A 25,860-nucleotide genomic window follows, 5' to 3' on the forward strand; every position below is an offset into this window, starting at 1 on the left:
TCAATCTCCGCGCAAAATATGGCTGGCGGGTTTATGGATAATGTGCCAAACAGATAACAACGAGGTTGCCGCAGTCAGTAACAGAATCAAGGTTGGTGGCAACAACCAGCCAAGTCCAGTGGTATGCAAATTATATTGCGTTCTTTGCACCCACAACCAAAGCGCGATCAACACTACAAAGGCTATAAACAAACCAACAACAACAGGCAGCAGATTATCTTTAAGTATTTGCAAAAATATCATCTGTGGGCGAGCGCCAATTGCCATGCGCGTTCCCAGTTCAAATCGACGCAATTGCACGCTGTAACTGAGCACACCGTAAATACCTATGGCAGCGAGAGAAAACGCTAACAGAGTTAATGCTGCCGTAATGCGCGCGGTTGTTTGTTGATTCGAGGTTAGAATATCTATCGCACGAGCTGTAGTACGTATATCAAATACTTTAAGTTGTGGATGAACCTTGGCCGCCAGTTTATTAATTTCTTGCGCGGTAAAATTTTTTCCTTCTTTCTGCTTAATCAATATCTCAGGATGGTGCGGAACTGAGGCTTGATAAAAACGTAATGGCTCTGTTTGCGCGGGCAATTGCAGATCCTTAACAACACCAATAATTTTTACTCCCTGTGGATTTTGGTCACCGTTACGATAAACAACCTTGCCCAAAACCTGGCCATCCGCCTGTAATCTGCGCGCCAGCGATTCGTTAACCACTGCAACTCGTGCATCTTCGCGGGCCTCTGTATTTGTAAAATAACGTCCCGCAATTAAAGGTATAGATAATATATTCAGGAAACTTCCATCACAGAAAATAGGACTCATGGTTATTTTATTGTCACCACCAAATTCTGTGTTCAACAGCTGGTCAATAGCTCTTCCATAACCAACTGGCGAGCCGGTAGAAATACCCACATCCTCAACATCTGATCTAGCCATAAGATCTTGCTGTAAAGTTAAAAAGAAATTTTGTCGCTCTTCATGAGAGGTGCTGGGCCACAGGGTTGCAACGCTAATTTCTACCTGTGATTGATTGGCTGTGCTGTAACCTAGAGGACGATAAATTTCGCCAAAGCTCTGTATAAGCAAATGTAAACTTGCGGCCAATAAAATACCGGCTAATGTAACCTGGCTCAAAATCAATAATTGGCGCGCCCGTGTCGAAACTTGTAGACCCGTTCCCTTACCACTGGATTGCAGTAAGCGATTTAGTGCGCGGTAATTAATTTGTCTACTCACTAAAGCAGCAAACGCCAGCGCCAGAATGACGGCAACAACTGCTGCAAATAAAATTGTTGGCAAACTGAGGTGCAATTCTTCTAACCGTGGCAAAAAACTTTGAGCTGCTATCTTAAGAGCATCAAGTAAACCAGCTGCAATAAAAATAGATAAAATGCTGGCAGCCAACATCAATACCAAAATCTCAGAAAACACTTCCCAAAAAATATGTTTGTGCTGCGCTCCTAAAGCCGCTTGGATCGCCATAGTACGCCCTTGATTAGCGGCACGCGCCAGAATCAAATTGATAACATTCGTACTAGCAATGAGCAATAACAATAAAACCCCTGCCAACATTAATAAACTCTGTTTACTGGCATCACGTAAAATAACTTCCTTTAATGAAAGCAATCGAAAGCCAACACTCCCCTCCGTTAATACATCAACTTTGGCTTCCGCTTTAAAAACACTTGCGGCATGGCTACTAAATTCGTATTCAACTTCCAGCTTGCTAGCCCCGTCTTTAAGTTTAGCGAGCATAAAGGTTGCACCAAAATTCGTAGTCCAATCCTTTCGGTAAACTTCGGGAAAATCGTTGTAATCAAATGGCAACCATAAATCGGTGTGCAAACCAGGCGCTTGCAACTCCGGCTCAACAAAATCTGGCGAAAGCACGCCAATTATTTTAAATTCAATCTCCATAATATTGAGGGTTTTACCGAGTACAGCAGGGTCCTCGTTAAAAATTCTTCGCCATGTGTTGTGACTAATAATCGCTACTGGCGTCATAGCATTTAAGCCTTCGTCTTTACTAAAATGCCTACCCAGCGCCATAGGTGCATTCAACATAGTTAAAAATTCAGGCGTGACATTTGCGGTGGTGAGTACCGGGCTATCGGGTAACCTTCTTTCTACTGAATCTGTGTAATTAATAATGGCAAGCTGTTCAAGCTTGTCGCTAGGCTTCTGATATGCATCCACCCATGCTGGATAAGGAGCATTCCTACCTTTAAGCAATTCACCCTTATCAAAACGTTCTGCTTTAAATACAAATAATCTATCCGCATCCGGGTATGGAAAAGGTGCAGCAAGCAATTGATAATTTAGATTAAACATTGCAACCAAAGCGCCTAAGGTAATCCCCAGGGAAAGCACGACCGTTAAGGCATAGCTTTTAACCCTAAGCAAAGATTCAATTGCTAACTTAATATTATTTATATGGTTCATTTACTCGCCCCTTAAAGCGAAGCTCGCCGGCTTACGAATAATCTGCCAAACCGATAACAAGGAAGTTACTGCTGTGAGCAAAGCAATTAGCAGCACAGGCAAGCACCATCCCCACATATTGGTGCGCAAGCTGTAACTACTCTGCTCAAGCCAAATCCAAAAACCAAACGCAATTAACATTGCAACTAATAACCCTAGCATCACCGGCGTGACGTTATCTTTTAATATATGGATAAAAATTTTGGCAGGCCGCGCACCTATTGCCATTCGAATTCCTAATTCAAAACGGCGCAATTGCACGCTGTAACTTAAAACACCATAAATACCAATAGCGGCTAACCCTAAAGCCAACACCGCCAGAGTCGCCGTTAACCCAGCTGTAGTCTTTTGATTAGCGGTAAAAAGATCCCGAGCTTGCTCTGTTGTTAACAAACGAAAAACTTTAACTTGTGGATTAACCTTAGCCATTAAAGTATTTAATTCGATGTTTGTTAATTGTTGCCCCGGTTTAACTTTTATTAATAACTGAGGATATTCAGTAGGTATAACCGCAGAAAATATTCTGGATAATTCGGCGCGCCCTGGCAGTTGGATATCTTTCACAATACCTACAATTTGTGATGGCGAAGCATCTTTACTACCTGCCCAAAAAATTTGCTTTCCTAACACTTGCCCATCTGCTTGAAGTCGGTGCGCAAGTGTTTGGTTCACTACAACTACTTTGTTGCCAGCGCGCATATCTGCATCTTTATAATAATTTCCTGCAACTAGAGGAATATCGAGAATGCCAAGATAGGATTCATCAGCCCAAGTCAGGGTTGCAGGAATAACTGCGGTAGAGCCGTATTCGGTTTGTATATTCGCCGTTGACAAGGTTCCCGTCCAATAAGAGACGGGCGATAAAGAACCTATACCAACAGCAAGGACTTTAGGGTTAGCGCGCAGCTCATCCATAATATTATGCAAATAGCTTACACGTTCTTCTTCGGTTGCAGCCGCAAGCAAGGTACCCATATTCAAGGACGCCTGAAACGTATCCGCCGTGTTAAAACCTAAGGGCTGCGTTAATTGATGACGGCTTTCCTGCAGGATTTGCAAATTCGCAATCAATAAAATGCCAGTCAATGCAACCTGGCTTAAAATTAATAAATTGCGAATTCGTTGGGAGATTTGGATGCCGCCACCTTTGCCGCTAGTTTGCAACATACTATTGAGCGCGCGATAATTTATTTGGCGGCTGACAATTAGCGAAAATACAGCAGCTAATATAAATGCACAAATCGCTGCGAACAATATAGTCGGAAAATTCAAATGCAGTTCATTCACACGCGGCAGCTGCCCTTGAGCAAGGATCTTCAAAATTTCCAGTATTGATACAGCAATAACTACCGCAAAAGCGGTTGCACCGATCATTAATAATAATATTTCAGCGAAAACCGAACGAAACACATGTAACTTTTGCGCACCTAAGGCAACCTGAATTGCCATAGCGCGTTGTTGATTTGCGGCGCGCGCTAAAATCAAATTAGTAATATTCGCAGCTGCAATTAGTAGCAAGGTAATTGCGCCCGCTAACATCAGCAATCCCTGCTGGCCAGCATCTCCGGTAATAACTTCTTTATAGGAAAAAAATTTGAACCGGGCGCTGAGATTATCAAAACCAGCCAAGCCTTTCGTTTCTTCTTTAAAGCGAGTAGCAACCCAACTACTAAAATAATGTTCAGCTTCGGGAATAAGATTATTAGTTTTTAAACGTCCTACAAGGTGCGCCTGGCTGGAGAGGTAACGCCACTCAGTACGCGAGTCAATGTCATTGAAATCAAATGGCAACCACACATCAGTTTGCCAACTGGATGCAAACAATACCGGCTCTACAAAATCACGCGCCAAGACACCAACAATTTTAAATGTAACGCCTTTAAAATTAACTGTTTCATCTAAGATATCAGGTTTACGTTGGTATAATTTTTCCCAGGTGTGAAAACTTAAAATAGCTACTGGCACCATAGCATTTAAACCTTCGTCTGCATTGAAATGCCTTCCCAACGCTAGTGGAGCATGTATAGTTGCGAGAAACTCAGGTGTAATTGCGCCAATATTTATACTGGGATTTTCAGGCAAGCTCCTTTCAACATCAATGCCATAAGCAACCAACGCCTTATCGGAAAAAAAATTGTCCTTTTGTTGATAAGCTTCAATCAATGCAGGGTAAGGAGCCCGCTTCGTACTTCTTATTTCGTTATTCTCCCACCGTTGCCCCTGCACCATAATAAGTTCATTAGGGTTTGGATAAGGTAAAGGTGCAGCAAGCAATTGATAATTTAGATTAAACATTGCAACTAATGCGCCCAAGGTAATACCCAAGGTGAGTACAATGGTAATTACATAGCCTTTTACTTTAAGTAGCGAATAAAATGCCGCTTTAAAATTGTGAATATTTAGCACCACAAAAACCTCGCTCCAATTTCCTTTAGTTTTTTGAAATCACAGCGTTTGTGAGTCAATAATTTTTCCATCCAGTAAATGTAACTTGCGGCCAGCCATATCCGCGTAGCGAGGATCATGGGTTACCATACATAAGGTTGTGCCATTGGCATTGAGCTGTTGCAACATTTCCATAACCGCATCGCCATTGCGTGAATCAAGGTTACCTGTTGGTTCATCAACCAGAAGCAATGCTGGATTACCGACCAGAGCACGAGCTATAGCAATACGTTGCTGCTGCCCGCCTGAAAGCTGATTAGGTTTATGTTGTGCGCGATGGGTCATATCTACTATTTGTAAACATTCCGTGACTTTCTTTTCGATATCTTTTTCGCTGACTTTGTTACGTCTGTAACGCAACGGCAGTGCAATGTTGTCAAACACCGATAACTCATCAATCAAATTGAACGACTGAAAAATAAAACCAATTTTTTCATTGCGGATATAGGCCGCCTCGCTGAGATTGAGATGGCTTACATCGGTACCTCCGATAAAATATTTACCGCTAGTCGGCATATCCAGCAGACCCAGCAAAGATAATAACGTCGATTTTCCGCAACCGGATGGTCCGCAAATAGACACAAAATCACCCTTGTAAATTTCCAGGTCAATTCCACGCAAAGCGTGGGTATCCATATCTTCGGTGCTATAAACTTTAGTGATATCGGTCATGTTGAGCGTAAGTTCGCGCATGGTATTTCCTTGCAATTGAATTTATTTTTAATCGGTTATCTGAATACTCTTAGCATCTTGAACACTTGTCATATCTGACAAAATAAAACGATCTTTTTCTTTGGCGCCTTGTTTGATCTGAATAAATTTACCCGCGTCATCTCCAAAACTTAGCTGCTGCAATTCGGCAAATTCATTATTGTCTGCCATACGAAACACTTTACTACTGGTATGGCTTTGGGTGTTCATGGGGCGCTCTATGTACAAAGTGTCTTTAATATTGGCGGTAAAGATTTGTGCATCCACATTTAGTTCAGGCCGGGCAGATGCCGGGACGCCTTGTGTGAAAGCCACTTCAACTTCAATAGTTCCGTCACGCACTTCCGGTGTAATACGCGTTAAAACACCAGCAACTTGTTCACGGCGAGTATTAATTTTTGCCGCCTGCCCCACTTTCAATTGCTCTGCTTTGGATTGCGAAATGCGAATAAGCGCCTTCAAATCTTTATCGCTGCCCACTAGCGCCAGCTCTTGTCCGGCAGAAATACTTTGCCCTAACTCGACAGGCATACGCTGTAAAACACCTTTGATGCCTGCACGTACTGTCAACCGATCTGCACGATTTTGCATATTTTGATAACGCGCATGAGCCTGATTGATTTGTTCGTTTTGAATAATAATCGCTTCACGCATTACACTTTTTAATTGATTGATACGTTGTGTTTGCAACTTTACTCGCTCCTGCATTTGCTCCTGCTGTAACAAGGTGGTTTTGTAAGTCAACATAGACACTGCGCCACCGGCTAAGCCTTTTTCCGCTTCACAACGCAATTGAACAGATTTAAAACTTGCCGTGAGCTCAGCAAGGGTTGCCTGCTCGGCTAATAATTCGCGTTCGTTGTTTAACGTCAAGCGACGTAGATTCGCTTTCTCCTGCACTAAGGCCATATTAGCGCCTTCGACTTCTTGCAAAAGCTCTGGATTATTTAAACGCAGAATCACAGAATCAGCTTCCACTTCTGCACCCGAGCGCAATAAAACTTCTGCCACTGTCGCGCTGGTTAAAGCGGTAATCAAGGTTTGCTTATCCGAGCGCAACACACCATAACCATCTACCACAACATCCAAATCACCACGCTGTACTGTGCCCAACAATAGTTTGCTGCGCTCTATTTTTTGTTGGCTAGTCGGCTGAGTAATAACACCGGTTAATAGCACTAGTGCAACAATTACAGCACCGCCAATTAATAATGCACGTTTAACAGAAGAGTTTTGTTTGGGTTTAGCAATATCCATAATCACAGCATCACAATAATTTACATGCTGTATTACAAGGTCTGTGCCAAAAAATTAACTTATTGATTTGCAAGAATTTATTGCTGGCAAGTAAAACTATTGTACGGAGGTAGTCCGAAATCGGACGCTTCATTCCGAAATCGGACTCAATCAGTAATCGAAAATGGAATTAATAATGAAGCTGGACAATTGCGCAGGCACCAGTCCCTTGGGAATTATTACTCAGGCTAAGTTGGCCACCCATTTGTTCAACAATATGGCGACTCACACTCAGGCCGATGCCCTGCCCTTGCGTTTTGGTGCTATAGAAGGGAACAAAAAGATTGTCTGGATTGGATATACCATGGCCGCGATCCACAACCATGATTTCAAAAACTTGTTCACGCTGGTTAAATTGAATTTCGATAGTGCCTGCCGGACTACCTGCTTCCACCGCGTTTTTTATGAGATTAATTAAAACTTGTTGCAAGAAAACGGAATCCGTCCAAAGTTTTACCTGCAAACCCTTCGCTTGCAATTGCGCCTCTGGAAACAAAGCCTGCAAGCGCTGGAATAAACTTTCAGCGTTAAGCCATTGCGGCTCCATGTGCAAAGGCTTATGGAGCTCTGCATAACGGCTTACGAAATCTTGCAAGTGCTGACAGCGTTCGCCAATCAACTCCAGCGCCTGTTGCTCTCGCTCGCCGCCCACTTTGTTTTGCAAACTTTGTGTCAAAGCTGCCACAGGCGTAAGCGAGTTGCGTATTTCATGGCTTAAAACACGAATTAATTTTTGCCAGGCTTCCAATTGGCTCTCTCGCAATGCCGCCTGGATATTGATAAACACTAATAATTGGTGGTTTTGACCTTGATCTAGAAAACGGCTGGTGCGAATTTGCCACTGCTGGGTTTTATTAGCGTCCACAAATTGCCATTGTGGTTCTGCAAGCAAACCCAAAAGTGAGGGCGAAGCATGACGCAAAGTTTTCCAGGGGCGACCAAACAATTCCGCAAAGGCAGCATTGGCATAATTTAATTGCAGGCGATGATCGAAAACTAGAATTGGCGTGTTTAATTGATCAATAAGACGATAGAGCAAAAATAATTGTTGGTCATAATCGCTTTTATGCTGTTGTAGTGATTCGCCCAAAGCATTTAATTGCTGATGAAATTCAGCAACTTTCCCGCCGCTAAACGCAGGCTTGGCAACTAAACTATAATCCTGATTTTGCAGTGCCTCTAACTGCACACTGGCACGACGAAAACTTGCAAAGATCTTTTCTTGCACACGGCGATAAAGATAAGCATTAATTAACAACAGCGAAAAACCAGCAATCGTTATTTTCCACCAGGAAAAAATCAACAGCAAAAAACCACAACATACTAATTGCAGCAATAAGCATGCTGCGAAGCTTAGCTTTAACTGGGCTTCCAGTGAATTAATTCGCCAGGTCATATTTTTCTAACCGGCGATATAAAGAAGATTTAGTAATACCTAAGAGATCGGCCGTTTTTTGTTTATTGCCTTCACATTCAGCCAATGCTTGGCGAATAAGTTGTAACTCTGCATCTTCCAAGGTCATCATGGGAAAATGATCTACTACAGAATTTAGTTTCTGTGGGGAGCTTACAGGTAAGGCTAATTGCTCTGCTGTTAAATCGCCGGATTGCGTAAGTAAAACTGCACGCTCCATCATATGGCTTAGCTCACGAATATTGCCGGGCCAGTGATAGGCTTGCATTGCCTTGAGCGCGGAGTTGGATAATTTCAATTCAGGTTTGCGATAGCGTTCGCCGTGTTTGAATACAAAAAATGCTGCAAGCGCGGCAATATCTTCAGGGCGTTCACGTAAGGCAGGAATTCTGAACTCCAAGGTATTCAAACGATAATATAAATCCTGGCGAAATAAACCATCAGCAATTAATTGAGGGAAATCGCCGTTAGTTGCGCTGATAATACGAAGATCCGTACGCTGTGTTTGGCTTGAGCCCAGCATTTCAAACTCACCGGATTCTAATACGCGCAGCAATTTAGCTTGTTGTGCAACAGGGATTGTGGCGATTTCATCCAAAAATAAACTACCGCCTTTTGCAAGTTCAAAGCGACCAATGCGCTGTTCTTTTGCATCGGTAAAAGCACCTTTTTTATGACCGAACATTTCACTTTCAAAAAGTGATTCAGGAATCGCACCCATATTAACTGAAATAAATGCCTGACTTGCACGCGCAGAATGAAGGTGTAACCAATGAGCCAATTGACTTTTGCCCGTGCCATTTTCACCTGTTAATAAAATATTGGCATCCGTAGAAGAAACTGCGGCGAGTTGTTGCATGAGACGATTCATCGTATCGCTTTGCCACACCAATTCTGGTTTTGGATTTTCAAGCCGCTGGCTAAGCGCACGATTTTTGCGATTTAACGCCTGCAATTGCAGTTGCTGTTGCAGGACTTGATGCAAGCGCTGGTTATTCCAGGGCTTTTCAATAAAATCCCCGGCACCCAATTGCATAGCTTTAACGACTAGCTCTGTATTCGACCAAGCCGTCATGGCAACAACGGGAATATCGTTAGACTGTTGCTGCAACCACGCCAGAAATTGCAGCCCCTCTTCGCCAGAAGTTGTATCTAATCCAAAATTCATATCCAGCAAAATCAAATCAGCTTTTTGCTGCGCCAACCATTTCATGGCTAATGCAGGCGTTTCTGCTTCAGCAACAACAAAACCAAAATCCTCCAGAACAAAACGCGCGGACAAACGAATTTCGCGATTATCCTCTACAACCAATACTAAAGATTTTGCCATGGCTTTTATTATTCCTGTCGCCGAAAAATATTACCGCTTTAACGGCGCAATGTTTATCGATAAATTTAAAATAAACTTACGTACTATGTTTACAAAAAATAAAGGGAGCATTGCTCCCTTTCTCTTGTTACCTGACGGTTAGAGCAACTTAACTTAGATAAATTAAGCCACAACTTCTGCCAGGTTTCCTTTTTCTTCCAACCAGTTTTTACGATCAGCGGCGCGTTTTTTAGCGAGCATCATGTCCATGACTTGCTCGGTACCGTCATCTTCATCAATGGTCAATTGCACTAACCGACGCGTGTCGCGCGCCATAGTCGTTTCACGTAACTGCAAGGGATTCATTTCACCCAAGCCTTTAAAGCGCTGTACGTTAGGCTTGCCTTTTTTATGTTCCGCAGCAAGACGATTAAGGATGCCATTCTTTTCGCTTTCATCGAGTGCGTAATAAACTTCTTTACCCAAATCGATGCGGTACAGCGGAGGCATTGCCACGTAAACATAACCACTGCGAACCAGAATTGGGAAATGCTTAATAAATAAAGCGCATAGCAATGTAGCAATGTGCAAGCCATCCGAATCCGCATCTGCCAGAATGCAAATTTTGTGATAGCGCAACTCTGTGAGATCTTCACTGCCAGGGTCCATACCAATCGCAACAGAAATATCGTGCACTTCCTGGCTCGCTAAAATCTCGGATGAATCTACTTCCCAAGTATTCAGGATTTTTCCGCGCAGCGGCATGATGGCTTGATATTCACGATCACGCGCTTGCTTTGCTGACCCGCCCGCCGAATCACCTTCTACTAAAAATAATTCGCTGAGCGCAGGTTCGCCGCTGGAACAATCTGCCAACTTTCCTGGCAATGCAGGGCCTTGTGTTATTTTTTTACGAGCAACTTTTTTGCTGGAGCGAACGCGTTTTTGCGCATTGTTAATGCATAAGTCTGCGAGCTTATCGCCCTCTTCGGTATGTTGGTTTAACCAAAGTGCAAACGCATCTTTTGCAATACCGGATACAAATGCTGCTGCTTCGCGCGAGGTTAAACGTTCCTTGGTCTGACCGGAGAATTGCGGGTCATGATTTTTATAACTTAATACAAAACAGCAGTTGGCCCAAATATCTTCTGGTGCGAGTTTAATGCCGCGCGGAATTAAATTGCGGAATTCACAGTAATCGCGAATTGCATCGAGCAAACCAGTACGCAACCCGTTAGTGTGAGTACCACCTTGCGCAGTGGGAATCAGGTTAACGTAACTTTCCTGAATTAATTCCCCACCTTCTGGTAACCACTGAACAGCCCAACTTACTGCATCAGTTGTTGCGCTAAAGTCGCCTACAAAAGGTGTAGCGGGCAAGGTTTCCCAGCCTTGTGTTGCACCGGCTAAATAATCTTTTAAACCGTCTTCGTAATACCAAACATCTTTCTCGCCGGTTTGCTCATCCAAAAAGCTAACGGTTAAACCGGGGCACAACACGGCCTTTGCGCGCAACACGTGTCGCAAACGACTCACCGAAAATTTTGGCGAATCAAAATAAATCGGATTGGGCAAAAATTTTACGCTGGTACCGGTTTGGCGTTTTGGACAAGTATCGATAATTTCCAAATCAGTAGCTTTATCACCATTGGCAAAACCCATACGGTAAACATTGCCGTCGCGCTTTACGGTAACTTCAAGCTTATCGGAAAGCGCGTTTACTACCGACACACCTACGCCGTGCAAACCACCAGAGAACTGGTAATTTTTATTGGAAAATTTTCCACCCGCGTGGAGCGTACATAAAATAACTTCAATACCGGGCTTGCCCTGCTCTGGATGAATATCCACTGGCATGCCGCGACCATCATCCGTGACCGTGATGGATTGATCTTTGTGCAAAATAACTTCTATCGTTTTTGCATGACCAGCCAGGGCTTCGTCTACCGAGTTATCGATGATTTCCTGCGCGAGGTGATTGGGGCGCGTGGTTTCGGTATACATACCGGGGCGCTTTTTTACCGGGTCTAATCCCGTGAGTACTTCAATATCTTCTGCGGAATAATTTGCCATATCGTTTAGTTTTCTAGTTTTGAGTTAAACAAAATTTATTTTTTGAGTGGTGAGCGCAAAAACTCCAATCCACTTGCGAGATAACGATCAAAACCCTGGAAGGCATGATCGCCACCCTCTTCAATTGTTTGCTTGCAACCGGCGTACTTTTCCATCGCGTGGCGATAGTCGAGAGTTTCATCACCGGTTTGCGCTAATAACCAATAATTATCCAGACGCTGCGGCTGTACATCAACCGATGTAATTTCATCGATGTGATGCTCGCCCAACAAGTAAATATCGTCTGTATGGTAGCTTTTTAACTCCAGCCCTACATATTTGGGCATAAATTCTTGCGGCTTAACAGCAGGGTTAATCAGCAAAGCTCGCAAATTGTATTTTTCCACCAGCCAGGTCGCCCAAAACCCACCCAGTGAGCTACCCATTAAATACACTGGTTGCGGCAAAAGTGATTCGACCAACTGCTCAAGCAGCTGCCGGGTTTTAAGTGGGTAAGGTGAAAGCTGGGGGCAATGATAGTCTATTTCGGGATGATTAACCGCAAGCCATGCCTGGGTTTGTTGCGCTTTAAAGGATAAGGGGGAACTCAGGAAACCATGAATATACAACAGCGCAGCCATAGACAATCAATAGCCGGCGGACTTGTAGTCAATAACATACTCTTTGCCGCTAACGCGCTCTACGCCTGTACTCAGGCTGCCGTCATCGTAAAGGTCAAACCAGCGATAACCGGGCATTAGGGTATCCACTGTAAAATCATCGCAAAGCGGTTTGAATTGCACGCAAGTAGAGGGTGTTGCAATCAAATCGACACCTTTACGCTGGCTATTAAAGTCCTGGTGGACATGTCCCCACACAATCGCTTTTACATTGGAAAAACGGTCGACAAGTGCGAAGAAAGCGTCTGCGTTGCGGAGGATATATTGGTCAATCCATTTACTACCCACCAATACGGGTTGGTGATGCAGCATGATCATAATGTGTTTATTGGGATTCGCGCTTAGCATTTGCTCAAGATAATCCAGCTCACTCTGCTCAAAATTGCCATGCACTTTAAAGGGAACCACAGAATCAAGCAGAAGGATCAACCAGTCACCCAATACAATTGAGCGGGCTTCAGGCGCTTGGGGCAAATCTACGCGGGCCATGATATCGGCCGAATCGTGATTGCCCGGTAGCCATGCCAATGCTTGGGAGAAATACTGGCGAACTATAGACACAAATCGGCGGTAGCAAGCTTCATGTCCCGCACTGGCGATATCGCCGGTACAGACCATGTAGTCAAAGTCAGATTCCTTTTCGGCGATAAGTGCCAGAACGTCATGCAAGCTCTCATCTGTATTTAGCCCAAGCAAAGCCTCGCTCGTCAGTGGGCCTAAATGGCAGTCACTGATCTGGATAAATCGCTTAGAACTAACGCCGTTTTTGGCCACAGCAGCATCCATCTCAAGGTTTGCTCTTCCTTAATTCTGGTTATTAAGAAAAGAGACTTAAGAGAAATTCAGTTAATTATGGGCAACAATATACGCTAAATAGGATTTATTCCACCCTCCGCATCGCTTAAATTGCCTTTTTACGGCGCAGCAGCTTAAAAAAAACCAGAAGTGTGAAGGAGTTAGGAATTGGCGAAAACTGCCGGATTGGGCATTAATGGAGCCACTAATGCAGGGATAACAAATCAGCTGGCGTTTTATCAAACAGACAGCGCAAATCGAGCACTGGGTAGAGGGTGTTTTCGTCTTTAAAGGCAGCATGTGATAACAATTGCCATTCTTCATGTAAATCTGAAACCGCTACGCTCTGGGCTGGTACAACCGTCACCAACTTTGGCACTCCGGCCAGAAGAATAGCTCCCATGGCAATTTCGCCCTGAGCAGTTTCATAGGCAATAATAGCGGCTAGATGCTCGGCATTGGTTGCGGGCATACGTCGGCGGGTGAGCAAGCTCCACAAATCCAACGCAGGAATAAATCGATTCCTCCATAAAAACCCGTGCTCACAAAAAGCGGGCACGCCGGGCAGATCCACCACTGTCTCTACATATTCAATGTATTTAAGCTCATGGCGCCCGACAGCTACACTTTGGGTAGAGCTGATGGGAAGTATCCATGCCCCCAACGCCGGCTCGCTGGATTCGTTAGTGTTTGGTGATAAGTCACTCATTAACCCGCTCCTTGAGTCAGTATCCGGGATTTAAGTTGTGGAATAGTCTGCGCCGCATTGCGCATGGTTAATAATCGCCACAATTGTGATGCACTGGTTAGACCTGCAGCACGCTTATTCACTACGGCAAATTGCGTGAAGGGTTGTTTACGGCTACTCATGCTCAAGGGCACATCAAAAAAATGTACGTCAGCTACTTCGATTTTTTCCAGGGCTTTGCAGCAAAGCGCAAATAAATAATTGTCGTATTGAATAATAATCAGCGTCATTTGCGCGCTGGGCAAATTGGATTGCAACTGCAAGGCTTTATTAAATGCGAACACTGGAATAATTTGCTGCTCATGCTCTATTGCTCCGCAAGTGTGCGCCATTGTGGATGCAATTATTTTTGTTGCCGATGCTAAGGTTACTATATCTTTACTCGATATCAACAAACTAAATTCCCCGCAATCCATTAATGCCAAAGGTTCCGGTGAGCCGGCGGAGGATTTAACTGCGTGTATTCTTGGTCCAGCATCGCTATTGTTGAGTTCGAGGTTCATGCGTGCATATTTTCCTGAATGTGATGCAATAATTCTTCTTCAGAGAATGGTTTATTTAAATAAGTATCCACTCCCGCTGCAGATGCAAGGCTACGATGCTTTTCAGTGTTGCGCGACGTAATCATAATGACCGGAATATGTTTGGTGCTTTCGTTAGCACGCACGTGCGCCGTTAATTCCAACCCGTTCATGCGCGGCATTTCCATATCCACTAACATAATGTGCGGCGTTTGTTCCTGAAGAATTTCAATCGCTTCAAAACCATCTTTAGCCGTGCGCACTTCCATACCCATGTCACCCACAAACTGCGCGAGTGAACGACGTGTGCTGAGTGAGTCATCTACAATCAACGCCATTGGTTTGCTTGCAGCCGCTTGCTGGCTAAGACGCAAAGTGTCTGCCATCCAACCCAATGTACTCACGCCACGCTGCAACATATCCATTATTAAATGTTGAACGTCCAACACGGGCGCAACTGCGCCGTCGCCCAAAATAGTGGCGCCAATAATTCCGGCAATCTGTGGTGTAAATGGTGTTAAGGGCTTCACCACCATTTCACGGCTCGCCAATACACGGTCCACTAAAATTCCAACACGCTGCCCCGGCATTGTTTCCACTACCAGTAATGCGTGCGCATCTATAGCATTGATGGCAAGAACATCAGGCAATTGCGCGAGCTGGGCAAGGTGAAAAACATCAATGTCTTGCTGATTAAAACGATAACGCAACTGTTCGCCATCGTTCGTCAATGCTGATTCTTCCAAAAATAATAATTGCTCAACACCGCGCGCCGAAATCGCCAAACTATGTTTGCCACTCGCTACTAATAAACCTTGCTCGGTAATCATTGGCATAGGCAAGCGAATTGAAAACTCACAGCCTTGTTGCGGGCGGCTATCTACTGTAATACGACCTTTTAATTCATTAACGCGATCTGCAACCATATCCAAACCAATACCGCGCCCAGAGGTTTGGCTCACTTGGTCGCGAGTTGAAAAACCTGCGGCAAAAATAATTTGTTTAAGCCACAGCTCTGCAACTTCAGGATTGGAATCCGCAGGTGGCGTAATCGCAAGCTCACGCGCTTTTTGAGCAATGCGTTCGCGCTGTAAACCAGCACCATCATCCAAGACGCGAATAACAATAGATTGTCCCTGCACCGTAAATTGCAACTCCACTAAACCTTCAGCAGATTTACCTGCAAGAATTCGTTCACTCGCCGATTCAATACCGTGGTCAACTGCATTGCGCAACAAATGCATAAGTGGATCAACCAGCTCATGTAAGATACGGCTATCAATCATGGTTTCACCACCGCGCAATTGAAAGCGCGCTTGCTTGCCGGTTAAACGGCATGCTTGCCTCACACAACGTTGAAAACGAGCTTCAAAATTACTGGCGGGGATCATACGCATTTCCAGCAAATGGTTTTGGCTGGAGCGATTGGTAACTTGCTGCTCAAACGTTAAATCCTCCAATGCACGCAATTGGCCCTGGGTTTGGTAAATAGCATCGCGAGTATCTATTGCAAACTCTTGCAGCTGATGGAAAAAACTGTGCAACTCATTATATTTATCCAACTCAAGCGGATCTAAATCTTCATCACTTGAATTTTTTGACCGGCTATTAAATAATTCGCGCACTTCAATTAAATGTCCAAATTCCTCTGTAAGCTGCGTGAGTTTATTGTGCAAGGCGCTAATATGTTGAACTTGCTGCTTAACATCCGTAACTTGCGTTTGTAGCCGGTTAGTTGAAATAGCACTTTCACCCGCAAGCCGCAATAAATCTTGCGCAGTTTCTTCTTTGATGCGCAAGTGAGCAGCAATAGCTTCCTGAAGATTTTGGGAATTCTGAATATCTGAGTTTTGCTGCAATTCAGTATTAAATTTATTCGCAAGGGCGGTATCATCTGGTGAATCAGAGATATTTAAATCTGGTTGATTCAGGATTTGGATTTGCGATTGATCAATAACGGGCAAAGAATTAATGCTCTCAAATCCATGCGCGCGAATATTGTGATAGGCATCCAACACCTGCTGCATAATGCCGAGTTCAAGCGCACCGATGGAATCCCCATGAACATCGCCTGCCGTCAAACTATCCAGCATAGCTGCCAGGGTATCGCTCATATCTAACAATAAATTTTTAAGTGCTGGTGTCAGGGGTTCATCATGTTTAGCGATTTCTTCTAAAAGATCTTCGCTAAAATGCATAAAATTAGCGAGGCCGCTAATACCTACTACATTGGCTGCACCTTTCAACGTGTGCGCTATGCGTTGGGCGCTGGCGAGGGATTGTTGATTACGCGTTTGTGTAAACTGATTAAGTTGATCAGTAAATTGCACCACCTGTGCAGGTAACTCAATCATTAAACCTTCAAACAAATCAGGATTAAGATCATCACTCAATGCAAGCGACAACATATCCTGGGTGGCAACCTTGGGTAATCGATTGGAATCGTCTTCCTCTACAAGAACCTCTGCACTCAAGAGCGCATTTGCAAGTTCAGATTTTTGTGTTGCGCCCAATGGAACAGGCCAGGCAGGTTCTGCAAGAAAATTTATGAGGGGAGTAATCTGCTCATCGGTGTCATTATTTGCTGAAAGATGTTGTAAAAAATCCAGAAAATAAATCACCCACGAATCTACTAACACCACTTGCTCTGGATTGATTTGAGCAGCGTCTTGTATCAGCACCAATAAATTATCACGCAAGCATCGCCACGCAGACGCCAAACCATTTAAACCAATCAACTCCGCTGCGTTTGCAAAGTTATCCAGGCTTTCAGCAGTATCTTGCAAATTTTCGACAGTACAGGAGTTATATTCTACTTGGCTTAACGAAATATCTAACAAAGCCTGCAGTTCGCCTGCAAGCATTGCAAGTAATTCCTGTTGGTCTGGCGTTAACGCACTCGTGGCCATAATGCTTCCCAATTGCTGTTGCTAAGCTTACGCCAATTTAGCCTGCCGAATTTGCTCGGGCGGTAATTGCCCTAAGGCAATTTGCTCCAGATGCAATTGGTTTGCCGTTGGCTGTGTATTAGCAGCTTGTGTATTAACAGACTGGGTAAGTGTAGGCACCGTATTAGTAAGATTAACAGGTGCACCTACTGCTGGGCGCTGTTCGTTACGGAACTCAGGCAAAGTAAATACGTTTACGCGATCCATTAACGAATTAGCGAAATTTTTCAATTCATCTGTTTGCAAACGTTGCTCTTCCAACTTGCCGTGAGTTTTTTCGGTAGATTCAGTAATTAACAAAGCGCGATCGCGTACGCGGTTAGCCATGTTGGCTTGATTCATAGAATTAACAGCAATAGATTTTACGTGGTTTACTAATTGGCGCGTTGCCGCTTCAGTGTCATGCATACGCTGACCTGAGTCTTCGGCCAGCTTGGTACCTTCCGCCACTTGAGTAATTAACTTGTTCATAATATTCACTGTGTCCGATGTTTCCACACGAATATTATTTACCATAGCCGAAATTTCAGATGTCGCGCCGCGAGCGTTTTCTGCAAGTCGTTGCACCTCTTCCGCTACCACTGCGAAACCTTTACCCGCTTCACCGGCAGATGCTGCATGCATACTCGCATTCAATGCGAGAATATGCGTACGCTCTGCAATGGTATTGATAAGGTTCACGATAGAAGTAATTTCTTGCGAACGATCTCCCAAACGTTTAATACGTTTTTCTGTTTCAGAAATAGTGCCGCGAATTGTTTGTATGCCTTCTACTGTTTGAATTACAGAGAGCTGGGCTTTTTGTGTGTAATCAATTGCCGAGGATGCAATACTGTTAGCGCTGCGAGCTTCTTTCGCAATATCCGTCATGGTTTTTGCCGATTGATCTAGCGCACTGACTGTATCAGCTACTTGCGTACGCTCCTCTTCCGCCACTTGCAACACAACCGCTGATTGCGCCTGCAATTGATCAGAAATCACGTTAATTTTTTCAGAGAAACCTTTTACCTGATGTAAAGTACGTGCAGTTTCGGACGTTAATAAATTCACCGCGTCTGAAATAGTACCTGTTACGTCAGCAGATACAGGCACTTTGATGGAAAGGTCTTTTCGCGCAATTGCACCCAGTGTGCGAATCAAACCAATAATTGAAGTATTGAGCGTTTCGTTTTCCTGGGATTGTTCTGCGAGCACCTTAATACGCTCATCCAGCAAGCGGTTAAATGCACGGCCTAAATCACCCAACTCATCGTTAGCATGAATACGCACACGTGCTTTGTCATTACCGCTGTTTTGCTGCGCTATAACGCGTTGCATATGCCAGAGTGGTAATACGATACTGCGATAAATTAAAAACAATCCCAGCGTTGTACCTACGGCAGTTAAAAATAACACCGCGGCAAACATAGTACGCGCGATATTTAACTCGTTCTGTGCCTGGGCAATACGGCGCTTCACATTGGCGTCCATAATAATGCGATAGTCCTGCAGGCTTGTGGTCATAGCGGTAATAGATTCCCTTAACTCGGTTTTAAGTTCATCTTTTCTAACCGCATCTTTAGCCACAACTGCTTGTTGCTCTAACAGCATGTTGAATTTTGCATCCAGATCTTTCATGGCAGCTTTAGCGGTATTCAGTGCATTTTTATTGACGAAACGTGCATTCATAGATCCCAATAGAGCAAGGGATTCATTAACCTGCATTTTCCCGCCACGATAATAACCAAGCGCTTGTTCATCGCCCGTATCAAGATAAGTAGGCGTTGCGCTACGGATTTCCGCAGCCGAGTTTAATGTTGCCGAAATCAGCTGATCAATGCTTCTAAAATTAGCATTGGCTTCGCTAATTGTTTTTTCCGATGCAAACTGAGCGTAATAAGCCACCGCCATTAACAGAAAGCCAACCACCAAACCAATCATCAGGCTACTAATTTTATGGGATATTTTAATCCCGGATAATTTTTTCATCAGCTAACTCCATGAATGAGCGATAAACCTAGATTAATGAACAAAAATCTATAATTAATGCGAACCCTGTTTCGGCATTTGATGCGTTATTGCAAGAAGTTGTGCGCCAAAGGATTTTCCATCAAGCAACAACCAACGGCTTTGGTTTGCAAAATAATTTTCTTTAACCAACTGCTGTAATAAAGGGCTCTCTTGTTTTGCAATCGCTTCACGCTGATAAGCCGCTAATGACAGAGAAACCGGCAAGCTATCTATCAATAATCCAACACTGGATTCCCCCTTTCCTATGGCAAAAATAATTGGCTTTTTTGCAATAGAGCTATTTAGCAAAGAGTGAAGCTGGTAAATCGGCATCAACACACCGCGAATATTACTCAGACCAACCAAGGTAGATGGCGCGTTAGGTACAGCGGCAATTGCGGTATCCACAAACACTTCACAAAAACAGCTAGCGGCTACCATGAATTGCAAATGACCAATTGAGAACCCAAAAAATGATTCAGGTTTCGCATCCACATTCAGAGCCGCATCACCACCCAGGATTTCTTTTTCAAATGCTGTATGCCGCAATCGCGTAAGTGCATGAATTAGATTAATTTCAAGCGTTTCTTGCGTCGCAGTTTTAACCAATGGTGTGGTAGCTATTGCATCATTATTCATTGATGAAACTCTTGCGATTAGAGCGCAGCTATTGTGTCGAGTATTTGATCTTGCGTGTAAGGCTTACTGATCATGGCCTTGCCGCCTTGTAATTCTCCCCACACACGATCAGCGCGCTGATTTTTGCTGGTGACAAATACCACAGGAATTGACGATAAATCTTTATCGCCGGTAATATTCCGGCAAGCTTCGAAACCATCTATACCATCCATAACCACATCCATTAAGATCACATCCGGCTTGTAGGTTTTGGCTTTGTCGTAAGCATCTTGCCCATTTACGGCAGTGATAACTTGATATCCCGCATCGGACACAATTTCTTTTAAATGTTGTAGCTCTACGGGTGAATCATCCACAATCATAATGCGATTAGGTTTCATTGTTCGTTCTCCAGTTTTTGCGTGCGGGATTTATGAGCGTCAAAATGTTTTTGTGTGATCGATTTAAACTCGTTGTGATTGATAGGTTTGGTTAAATAGGTATCGCAGCCTGCCAAAACACCTTTGAGCTTATCGAATTTGGACGAGCGGCTAGTCAACATAATTACAGGTGTGTTTTTATTGAGTTTGCTGCGTTTGATACTCTTGCAAGCGGCATAACCATCAATACCGGGCATGACTACATCCAAAAAAATAACATCATAATTTTCAGATTCTGCAGCTTTAACAGCAGCTTCTCCGTCTGCAACCAAATTGACTTTTGCATCCATTACATCAAATTCCATTTTTAGCTGGCGCCGCACGGCCAAACTATCATCAGCCACTAAAATTCGTAATTTATTTTCCTGCGGCACGCTTTGTTGTGCGTGGGTTGTGAGGTTAATAGCTTTAAAGTTTTTAACTGTTGCAACCGATGGCTCTACATCTGAACCTATTTCAAATTCCGGATAATAATGAAGATGTCGAATCGTATAATTATCAAGTGACTGCAATAGTTTGGCGGGGTTAATTGGCCATGAAATCGTAAACTCAGAACCAGTTTCAGTAGCGGGAGTCACTTTGGATATTTTTAGAACTGGTTTACGCCTATCCGTAGCAATGAGTGCGGACAACCTGTGCCAGCAATGAACTGCATGAGGATTGTGTAAATTGACTACGTAGATATCAGCGTTAGCCGCACTGGTTAACTCACCAAGCGAGCTATTTTCGCTAACTACTTTGAGATGATAACTGCGCGGTCTATAGCGAGTTATTGCAAAAATTCGCGCGAATATTTCCAAATCGTTAGCACCCGCACCTACTACCGCTACCTGGAATAATTTTCCCGTTTGTTTTACCGAGGATAATTGCGCAGCCATTTAATTCTCCCATAACTGAATACGGCTTCTTGGAAACTTAATCCCTTTCCAAAAGATTTCTTACCAAGAGACTTTACTAAATGGAGTTTAGAACAGGCTTTAAAGTAGGCAATTCATAAAATGTTCGAACATGAAATCTGAGGGAGTAAAAATTATTAGCGCTTGAAAAATATATAAATGATTGAAGCGACAATTTTGCATCTTTTAGCGACAAACGTATTTATTAATTCATTTTTGTTAAATTTTAAGGCCAACACTTACAGTAGCTTATGAGCTTTCTCTAACTCAGTTCACATTTTTTTTATAAATTAAATTTAATTCGATATTAAATACTTAAAAGATAATTTTAAAAAAACTTATGAGAATTTAATCTATTGATCATCATTTTGCATAACTAGAATTCAACAAGTGCAGCATGGATGTTGCGAACTCAATTGATTTAATTTTCAAATCATCTCTGCTTTATTCGCTTATATGAGGTAATTCCCTATGGAAATGGAAGTTAGTTATAACTGGTTTCTTGTCTCGCTTTCATTTTTAGTCGCTGTATTTGGTTCATTTACAGGACTACAAATTACTAACGGCATGAAATCTTCTTCGTCGGGGCCGTCACCATTATGGATTGCTGCAGCTGCTGTCTCCTTAGGTGGCGGTGCAATTTGGACGATGCACTTTATCGGTATGTTGGCTTACCAGGTCCCTATGGATATTGGGTATTTACCCGGCCCAACCTTCGCATCACTAGCATTGGCTGTTGTTGCGGTAGGCATTGGCATTTTTATAGCAGTAAGCGGAAAGTTATCTATCGTTCGCTTATTAGGTGCAGGCTTATTCACGGGGCTCGCCGTAGCCGGTATGCATTATTTGGGAATGGAAGCCATGGTGATGCCCGGCAGCACTATGGTGTATGACAAAACTCTAGTTGCAGTTTCACTCGTCATCGCAATTGTTGCGGCAACTGTTGCACTCTGGCTCGCGGTAAACCTGAAAGGAACTGCAATTATGCTAGGCAGCGCCATAGTTATGGCTATCGCAGTATGTGGTATGCATTACACAGGCATGGCGGCTATGAGTATGATTCACAATCATGACGCCGATCAAACGATAATCGAAAATTCCATGAGCCCTATGACCATGGGATTATTTATTTTTTGCGCGAGCATGTTGCTATTAGTTATTTGCCTGATCATGTCGCTCAACCAACTTAGTTCGAAAATTGAAGACGACATGCAAGACGAACCTGCTTAGATACTTCGGCCCGATAGTATTGTTATTTTTCTTATTAATTGCAGTTAACCGGTTGCAAGCTCGCATACGGCAGGAGATCCTTTGAAAATTTTATTGTTTGCTTCCGCTTACAATGGAATGTGTCAACGTATGCACAGGGAATTAGAAATAGAAATGCACAGTGTTTCTATCGAGTTATCGGCCAACGAACAACACATGATTAAAGCCGTGGAAGATTTTGAGCCCGATTTAATTTTGTGTCCGTTTTTAAAACATGCGGTGCCAGAAAAAATTTGGCAGCATCATCTATGTTTAATTGTTCATCCGGGCATTGAAGGTGATAGAGGTCCCTCTTCCCTCGACTGGGCGATTGCCAGCAAAGCCACCAGCTGGGGGGTGACCCTATTGCAAGCAGATGCAGAAATGGATGCGGGCGACATTTGGGATACCCAAAAATTTAATCTTCGCCACACGTCTAAAGCCAGTATTTATCGTCGCGAAGTAATTGCAACCGCAGTACAGATGGTAAAAAATGTTTTGCATAATGCTATTAGCAATCCTGATTTCAAACCCCGTCCACTCGATTACACTAATCCTAAAGTTAAAGGCGAATGCTTGCCGTTAATGCGTCAGGATTCGCGAAAAATTAATTGGAGCCTGGATACCACCGAAACTATTGTGCGAAAAATAAATACAGCTGATAGCTTTCCCGGCGTATTGGATTCAATTGCAGGAAACGCAGTTCATTTATTCGGTGCCAAAGCGGAATACTCTTTGTACAGCGCAACTCCCGGCGAAATTGTAGGCCACCGCGACGGTGCTATTTGCCGCGCGACCGTGGACGGCAGTGTATGGATTCGCCAGATGAAAATGGCCCAACAGGAAGATCGCCGCTTTTTTAAATTATCCAGCACTCAGGTTATTAGCCAGCAATTCACCAATGCCGCAGATTTTTCAGCGCTTAAGGTTATTAACTCGCGCGTTCAAAACGATATTAAAATTGATATTGAAAAAGCCGTTGCCTACGTTACTTTCGATTTTTATAACGGCGCTATGAATACCGAACAATGTCACGATTTGCTTGCGCGTTTACGGGAATTGCGCGAGCGCGATGACATTCGCGTTATTGCACTTATGGGTGGTGAAGATTTCTGGAGCAACGGAATTCATCTTAATTACATTCAAGCGGCCGTCGATCCTGCGCGAGAATCCTGGCGCAACATCAACGCTATTGACGATATAGTGCAAGAATTAATTTGCATGACAAACAAGCTCACCGTTGCTGCACTTCGAAATAATGCCGGCGCAGGTGGCGCTATAATGCCATTGGCATGCGATAAGGTATTTGCACGCGCGGGTGTAGTATTAAATCCGCATTATTTAACAATGGGTTTATTTGGCTCCGAATATTGGACTTATTTATTGCCAAAACGCATAGGCGATGTAAAGTCAAAAGAATTAACTGAAAGCTGCATGCCGGTGCTTGCAAGCCAAGCCTATGAATTAGGTATGGTCGATCAGGTTTTTGCTGAAGACTGGAGCGCGTATCATCGTCGATTGCAAAGTGAGTGCGAAGCTTTAGCGCAGGACGATAATTATTTTTCAGTGCTGGCACGCAAACAATATGCGCGCATGCAAGACGAAGCCGTGCGCCCGCTGGAATCCTATCGCCAATATGAACTACAGCGCATGAAAGCCATTTTTGATAATCCGCAAAGTGAATATCATCATTTGCGTTACAACTTCGTATACAAAATTAGTTGCCAGGCAACACCAAGCAGGTTGATTTACAAAACCATTCCCTCACAATCCAAGCAAATTGCTTAAACCAGAACCTCAAACTATGGATGGCAGTCAGAGCACGAATCAATAAGGTTCTTAGCATTAATGCAATGCAAAAGTCGTTTTGATATTGGTTTTAGTATTTTAATTGAGAGGTGTGAGTGTGACGACAAACAGCTATTTGATTCGTCACGAAACTATCGTGGATCAGAAAGACTGAACTCCGCTATATGTAACCCACACTCCAAAGAAACTTTTAACCATTCACCCAAAAATTGGTTAACTTGTAACTTTTCGTCGGTATGATACATGGATTGGTTGGGGTATTCGTAACGTGGACGCAAACGCTTGTGACCTTCCCATGCCAGAACTTCTGCCAATTTTGCATCGTGATACATACGCACAGTCAACCGGGGCATATGTAACCAGCTAGATGCACTCGAAACAGCTGCCTGGCTTAATTGTAATGTAGTCGTGTAGGGAGAACGCTCCAGAATACGTAATTGATTAAGCCACTGTTGCTCGCCGCGGTTCGTCATAAAACGATATTCGTCACCACATTGATCTTCAATTTGCTTGTTGAAATGTTGTGTTAATAATTTGTGTAGACGCGCGTAATTAGCTTCGCATTCAGCCATTTGCAGTGGTAAATCAACTTTGTAACGTTCACGATAAGTGACGTAATCCGGTTGAGGCTTGGCTACACGCAATGTAAACATAAATTACAGATAGTAGGAAAAATCAAAATCGGCACACGGCCGTGTCATTAATAAGTAAAGTGTAAACCCAAAATTCCACTCAGGTTTCATGGAATATTTTACTTATCTTGTACTGAAGTGTTAGCCAGACTCGCCCTTAAGTCAATCACATAATGGATTTATTCTTTTACATGCGCCTTCCGCAAGCGTTCGCGATTCATTTGTAACCACTGCAGGCAAATCAATGCAGCGGCGTTATTAAAACGACCGTTTAATAACTCAGCAAAAACCTCATCAGCTGCAAAACAGTGTAAATGAATATCTTCATTTTCATCTGGCAGGCCATGAACGCCTCCAGCCTGGCTTAAATCGCTTAAGCCACAGAATAAAAAGAGCTTTTCATCACTTCCGCCGGGGCTTGATAAAAAGTTGCAGATGAATTCCAGATGGTAAGGAGTAATATTGGCCTCTTCCACCAATTCGCGTCGCGCAACCTCTTCCGGTTGCTCACCCTCTTCGACCATGCCAGCAACAACCTCATAACACCATGGACCATTTTCTTCGCCCATGGCACCTATGCGAAATTGCTCTACCAGACCAATTAAATCGTGAACAGGATCATAGAGAACAACTGCAACAGCGTTGCCCCGTAAAAAAATTTCACGGCCTATACTTTGGCTCCAACCGCCCTTAAAAAGCTTATGGCGCAAACTAATTCTCTCAACGCGAAAAAAACGTTTGTAGAGAGTTTCGCGTCCAAGAACTTCAACATCATCGCGATTGAATTGTGGTTTTTTGATCATAATTATTTGGTATTAGAATTAACTCTTT

21 protein-coding genes are annotated in these 25,860 nt (G+C 43.5%); 3 read left to right on the forward strand and 18 right to left on the reverse strand.

Annotated features, from left to right (window positions below):
• The 6 genes from IE104_RS10240 to IE104_RS10265 form a co-directional block, all read right to left on the reverse strand.
• Nucleotides 1–2,439, reverse strand: a complete 2,439-nt coding sequence (locus IE104_RS10240; protein WP_189418028.1) for an ABC transporter permease — start codon at nt 2,437–2,439, stop codon at nt 1–3.
• Nucleotides 2,440–4,884 (reverse strand): ABC transporter permease, encoded by a 2,445-nt coding sequence (locus IE104_RS10245; protein ID WP_189418029.1) that lies wholly within the window; start codon nt 4,882–4,884, stop codon nt 2,440–2,442.
• A gap of 39 nt (nt 4,885–4,923) precedes the next feature.
• On the reverse strand, nt 4,924–5,616 hold the full coding sequence (locus IE104_RS10250) for an ABC transporter ATP-binding protein (RefSeq protein WP_189418031.1): 693 nt from the start codon (nt 5,614–5,616) through the stop codon (nt 4,924–4,926).
• Between the two features lie 27 nt (nt 5,617–5,643).
• Nucleotides 5,644–6,891, reverse strand: a complete 1,248-nt coding sequence (locus IE104_RS10255) for an HlyD family secretion protein (protein WP_189418033.1) — start codon at nt 6,889–6,891, stop codon at nt 5,644–5,646.
• A 169-nt stretch (nt 6,892–7,060) separates the two neighbouring features.
• Nucleotides 7,061–8,326: a sensor histidine kinase gene (locus IE104_RS10260; RefSeq protein ID WP_189418035.1), complete on the reverse strand. Its 1,266-nt coding sequence runs from the start codon at nt 8,324–8,326 to the stop codon at nt 7,061–7,063.
• Nucleotides 8,310–9,674 (reverse strand): sigma-54-dependent transcriptional regulator, encoded by a 1,365-nt coding sequence (locus IE104_RS10265; protein WP_189418037.1) that lies wholly within the window; start codon nt 9,672–9,674, stop codon nt 8,310–8,312. The genes IE104_RS10260 and IE104_RS10265 overlap by 17 nt, the downstream gene beginning before the upstream one ends.
• On the opposite strand from IE104_RS10265, the gene IE104_RS10270 reads away from it, so the two are divergent.
• Complete coding sequence (locus IE104_RS10270; protein WP_189418039.1) at nt 9,673–9,816, forward strand: hypothetical protein; 144 nt, start codon at nt 9,673–9,675, stop codon at nt 9,814–9,816. The two genes, IE104_RS10265 and IE104_RS10270, sit on opposite strands and share 2 nt — an antisense overlap.
• 20 nt (nt 9,817–9,836) lie before the next feature.
• On the opposite strand, the gene parE is transcribed toward IE104_RS10270, so the two are convergent.
• From parE to IE104_RS10320, 10 genes are all read right to left on the reverse strand, one after another.
• Complete coding sequence (gene parE, locus IE104_RS10275) at nt 9,837–11,726, reverse strand: DNA topoisomerase IV subunit B (RefSeq protein ID WP_189418040.1); 1,890 nt, start codon at nt 11,724–11,726, stop codon at nt 9,837–9,839.
• Nucleotides 11,727–11,761: 35 nt separating this feature from the next.
• On the reverse strand, nt 11,762–12,346 hold the full coding sequence (locus IE104_RS10280) for a YqiA/YcfP family alpha/beta fold hydrolase (protein ID WP_189418042.1): 585 nt from the start codon (nt 12,344–12,346) through the stop codon (nt 11,762–11,764).
• 6 nt (nt 12,347–12,352) lie between these two features.
• Nucleotides 12,353–13,159: a 3',5'-cyclic-AMP phosphodiesterase gene (gene cpdA / locus IE104_RS10285; protein WP_229837771.1), complete on the reverse strand. Its 807-nt coding sequence runs from the start codon at nt 13,157–13,159 to the stop codon at nt 12,353–12,355.
• A 226-nt stretch (nt 13,160–13,385) separates the two neighbouring features.
• Complete coding sequence (locus IE104_RS10290; RefSeq protein ID WP_189418045.1) at nt 13,386–13,889, reverse strand: hypothetical protein; 504 nt, start codon at nt 13,887–13,889, stop codon at nt 13,386–13,388.
• Nucleotides 13,889–14,431, reverse strand: coding sequence for a chemotaxis protein CheW (locus IE104_RS10295; protein ID WP_189418046.1), 543 nt, complete (start codon nt 14,429–14,431; stop codon nt 13,889–13,891). Before IE104_RS10295 ends, IE104_RS10290 begins: the two co-directional genes overlap by 1 nt.
• Nucleotides 14,428–17,358: a response regulator gene (locus IE104_RS10300; RefSeq protein ID WP_189418048.1), complete on the reverse strand. Its 2,931-nt coding sequence runs from the start codon at nt 17,356–17,358 to the stop codon at nt 14,428–14,430. The genes IE104_RS10295 and IE104_RS10300 overlap by 4 nt, the downstream gene beginning before the upstream one ends.
• 27 nt (nt 17,359–17,385) lie before the next feature.
• Nucleotides 17,386–19,365, reverse strand: a complete 1,980-nt coding sequence (locus tag IE104_RS10305; protein ID WP_189418050.1) for a methyl-accepting chemotaxis protein — start codon at nt 19,363–19,365, stop codon at nt 17,386–17,388.
• Nucleotides 19,366–19,419: 54 nt separating this feature from the next.
• Entirely contained in the window at nt 19,420–20,025 is a 606-nt protein-coding gene (locus IE104_RS10310; RefSeq protein WP_189418052.1) for a chemotaxis protein CheW, read from the reverse strand.
• A gap of 17 nt (nt 20,026–20,042) precedes the next feature.
• Nucleotides 20,043–20,405 carry a response regulator gene (locus IE104_RS10315; RefSeq protein WP_189418053.1) on the reverse strand — a complete coding sequence of 121 codons (363 nt, stop codon included), beginning with the start codon at nt 20,403–20,405 and terminating at the stop codon, nt 20,043–20,045.
• A complete protein-coding gene (locus IE104_RS10320) occupies nt 20,402–21,322 on the reverse strand; it encodes a response regulator (RefSeq protein WP_189418054.1) in 921 nt (306 codons plus the stop codon). The genes IE104_RS10315 and IE104_RS10320 overlap by 4 nt, the downstream gene beginning before the upstream one ends.
• A gap of 489 nt (nt 21,323–21,811) precedes the next feature.
• Between IE104_RS10320 and IE104_RS10325 the strand changes: the two genes are divergently transcribed.
• Nucleotides 21,812–22,570, forward strand: coding sequence for an MHYT domain-containing protein (locus IE104_RS10325; RefSeq protein ID WP_189418055.1), 759 nt, complete (start codon nt 21,812–21,814; stop codon nt 22,568–22,570).
• An 81-nt stretch (nt 22,571–22,651) separates the two neighbouring features.
• On the forward strand, nt 22,652–24,376 hold the full coding sequence (locus IE104_RS10330) for a hydrogenase maturation protein (protein ID WP_189418056.1): 1,725 nt from the start codon (nt 22,652–22,654) through the stop codon (nt 24,374–24,376).
• Nucleotides 24,377–24,528: 152 nt separating this feature from the next.
• On the opposite strand, the gene IE104_RS10335 is transcribed toward IE104_RS10330, so the two are convergent.
• Together IE104_RS10335 and IE104_RS10340 are read right to left on the reverse strand one after the other, a co-directional pair.
• Nucleotides 24,529–25,050: a DUF1249 domain-containing protein gene (locus IE104_RS10335; RefSeq protein ID WP_189418057.1), complete on the reverse strand. Its 522-nt coding sequence runs from the start codon at nt 25,048–25,050 to the stop codon at nt 24,529–24,531.
• 158 nt (nt 25,051–25,208) lie between these two features.
• Complete coding sequence (locus tag IE104_RS10340; protein WP_189418058.1) at nt 25,209–25,832, reverse strand: NUDIX domain-containing protein; 624 nt, start codon at nt 25,830–25,832, stop codon at nt 25,209–25,211.
• Nucleotides 25,833–25,860 lie beyond the last annotated feature (28 nt).

This window comes from Cellvibrio zantedeschiae (genome assembly GCF_014652535.1).
GTDB classification, from domain to species: Bacteria; Pseudomonadota; Gammaproteobacteria; order Pseudomonadales; family Cellvibrionaceae; genus Cellvibrio; species Cellvibrio zantedeschiae.

What these genes read in the sequence shown, in the direction of transcription:
- IE104_RS10250 (WP_189418031.1), bottom strand. Translation starts at nt 5,616, where the DNA reads ATGCGCGAACTTACGCTCAACATGACCGATATCACTAAAGTTTATAGC.
- IE104_RS10310 (WP_189418052.1), bottom strand. Translation starts at nt 20,025, where the DNA reads ATGAATAATGATGCAATAGCTACCACACCATTGGTTAAAACTGCGACG.
- IE104_RS10265 (WP_189418037.1), bottom strand. Translation starts at nt 9,674, where the DNA reads ATGGCAAAATCTTTAGTATTGGTTGTAGAGGATAATCGCGAAATTCGT.
- IE104_RS10335 (WP_189418057.1), bottom strand. Translation starts at nt 25,050, where the DNA reads ATGTTTACATTGCGTGTAGCCAAGCCTCAACCGGATTACGTCACTTAT.
- IE104_RS10295 (WP_189418046.1), bottom strand. Translation starts at nt 14,431, where the DNA reads ATGAACCTCGAACTCAACAATAGCGATGCTGGACCAAGAATACACGCA.
- IE104_RS10290 (WP_189418045.1), bottom strand. Translation starts at nt 13,889, where the DNA reads ATGAGTGACTTATCACCAAACACTAACGAATCCAGCGAGCCGGCGTTG.
- IE104_RS10315 (WP_189418053.1), bottom strand. Translation starts at nt 20,405, where the DNA reads ATGAAACCTAATCGCATTATGATTGTGGATGATTCACCCGTAGAGCTA.
- IE104_RS10305 (WP_189418050.1), bottom strand. Translation starts at nt 19,365, where the DNA reads ATGAAAAAATTATCCGGGATTAAAATATCCCATAAAATTAGTAGCCTG.
- IE104_RS10325 (WP_189418055.1), top strand. Translation starts at nt 21,812, where the DNA reads ATGGAAATGGAAGTTAGTTATAACTGGTTTCTTGTCTCGCTTTCATTT.
- IE104_RS10340 (WP_189418058.1), bottom strand. Translation starts at nt 25,832, where the DNA reads ATGATCAAAAAACCACAATTCAATCGCGATGATGTTGAAGTTCTTGGA.
- IE104_RS10300 (WP_189418048.1), bottom strand. Translation starts at nt 17,358, where the DNA reads ATGGCCACGAGTGCGTTAACGCCAGACCAACAGGAATTACTTGCAATG.
- parE (WP_189418040.1), bottom strand. Translation starts at nt 11,726, where the DNA reads ATGGCAAATTATTCCGCAGAAGATATTGAAGTACTCACGGGATTAGAC.
- IE104_RS10280 (WP_189418042.1), bottom strand. Translation starts at nt 12,346, where the DNA reads ATGGCTGCGCTGTTGTATATTCATGGTTTCCTGAGTTCCCCCTTATCC.
- IE104_RS10255 (WP_189418033.1), bottom strand. Translation starts at nt 6,891, where the DNA reads ATGGATATTGCTAAACCCAAACAAAACTCTTCTGTTAAACGTGCATTA.
- IE104_RS10260 (WP_189418035.1), bottom strand. Translation starts at nt 8,326, where the DNA reads ATGACCTGGCGAATTAATTCACTGGAAGCCCAGTTAAAGCTAAGCTTC.
- IE104_RS10240 (WP_189418028.1), bottom strand. Translation starts at nt 2,439, where the DNA reads ATGAACCATATAAATAATATTAAGTTAGCAATTGAATCTTTGCTTAGG.
- IE104_RS10270 (WP_189418039.1), top strand. Translation starts at nt 9,673, where the DNA reads ATGGCTTTTATTATTCCTGTCGCCGAAAAATATTACCGCTTTAACGGC.
- IE104_RS10320 (WP_189418054.1), bottom strand. Translation starts at nt 21,322, where the DNA reads ATGGCTGCGCAATTATCCTCGGTAAAACAAACGGGAAAATTATTCCAG.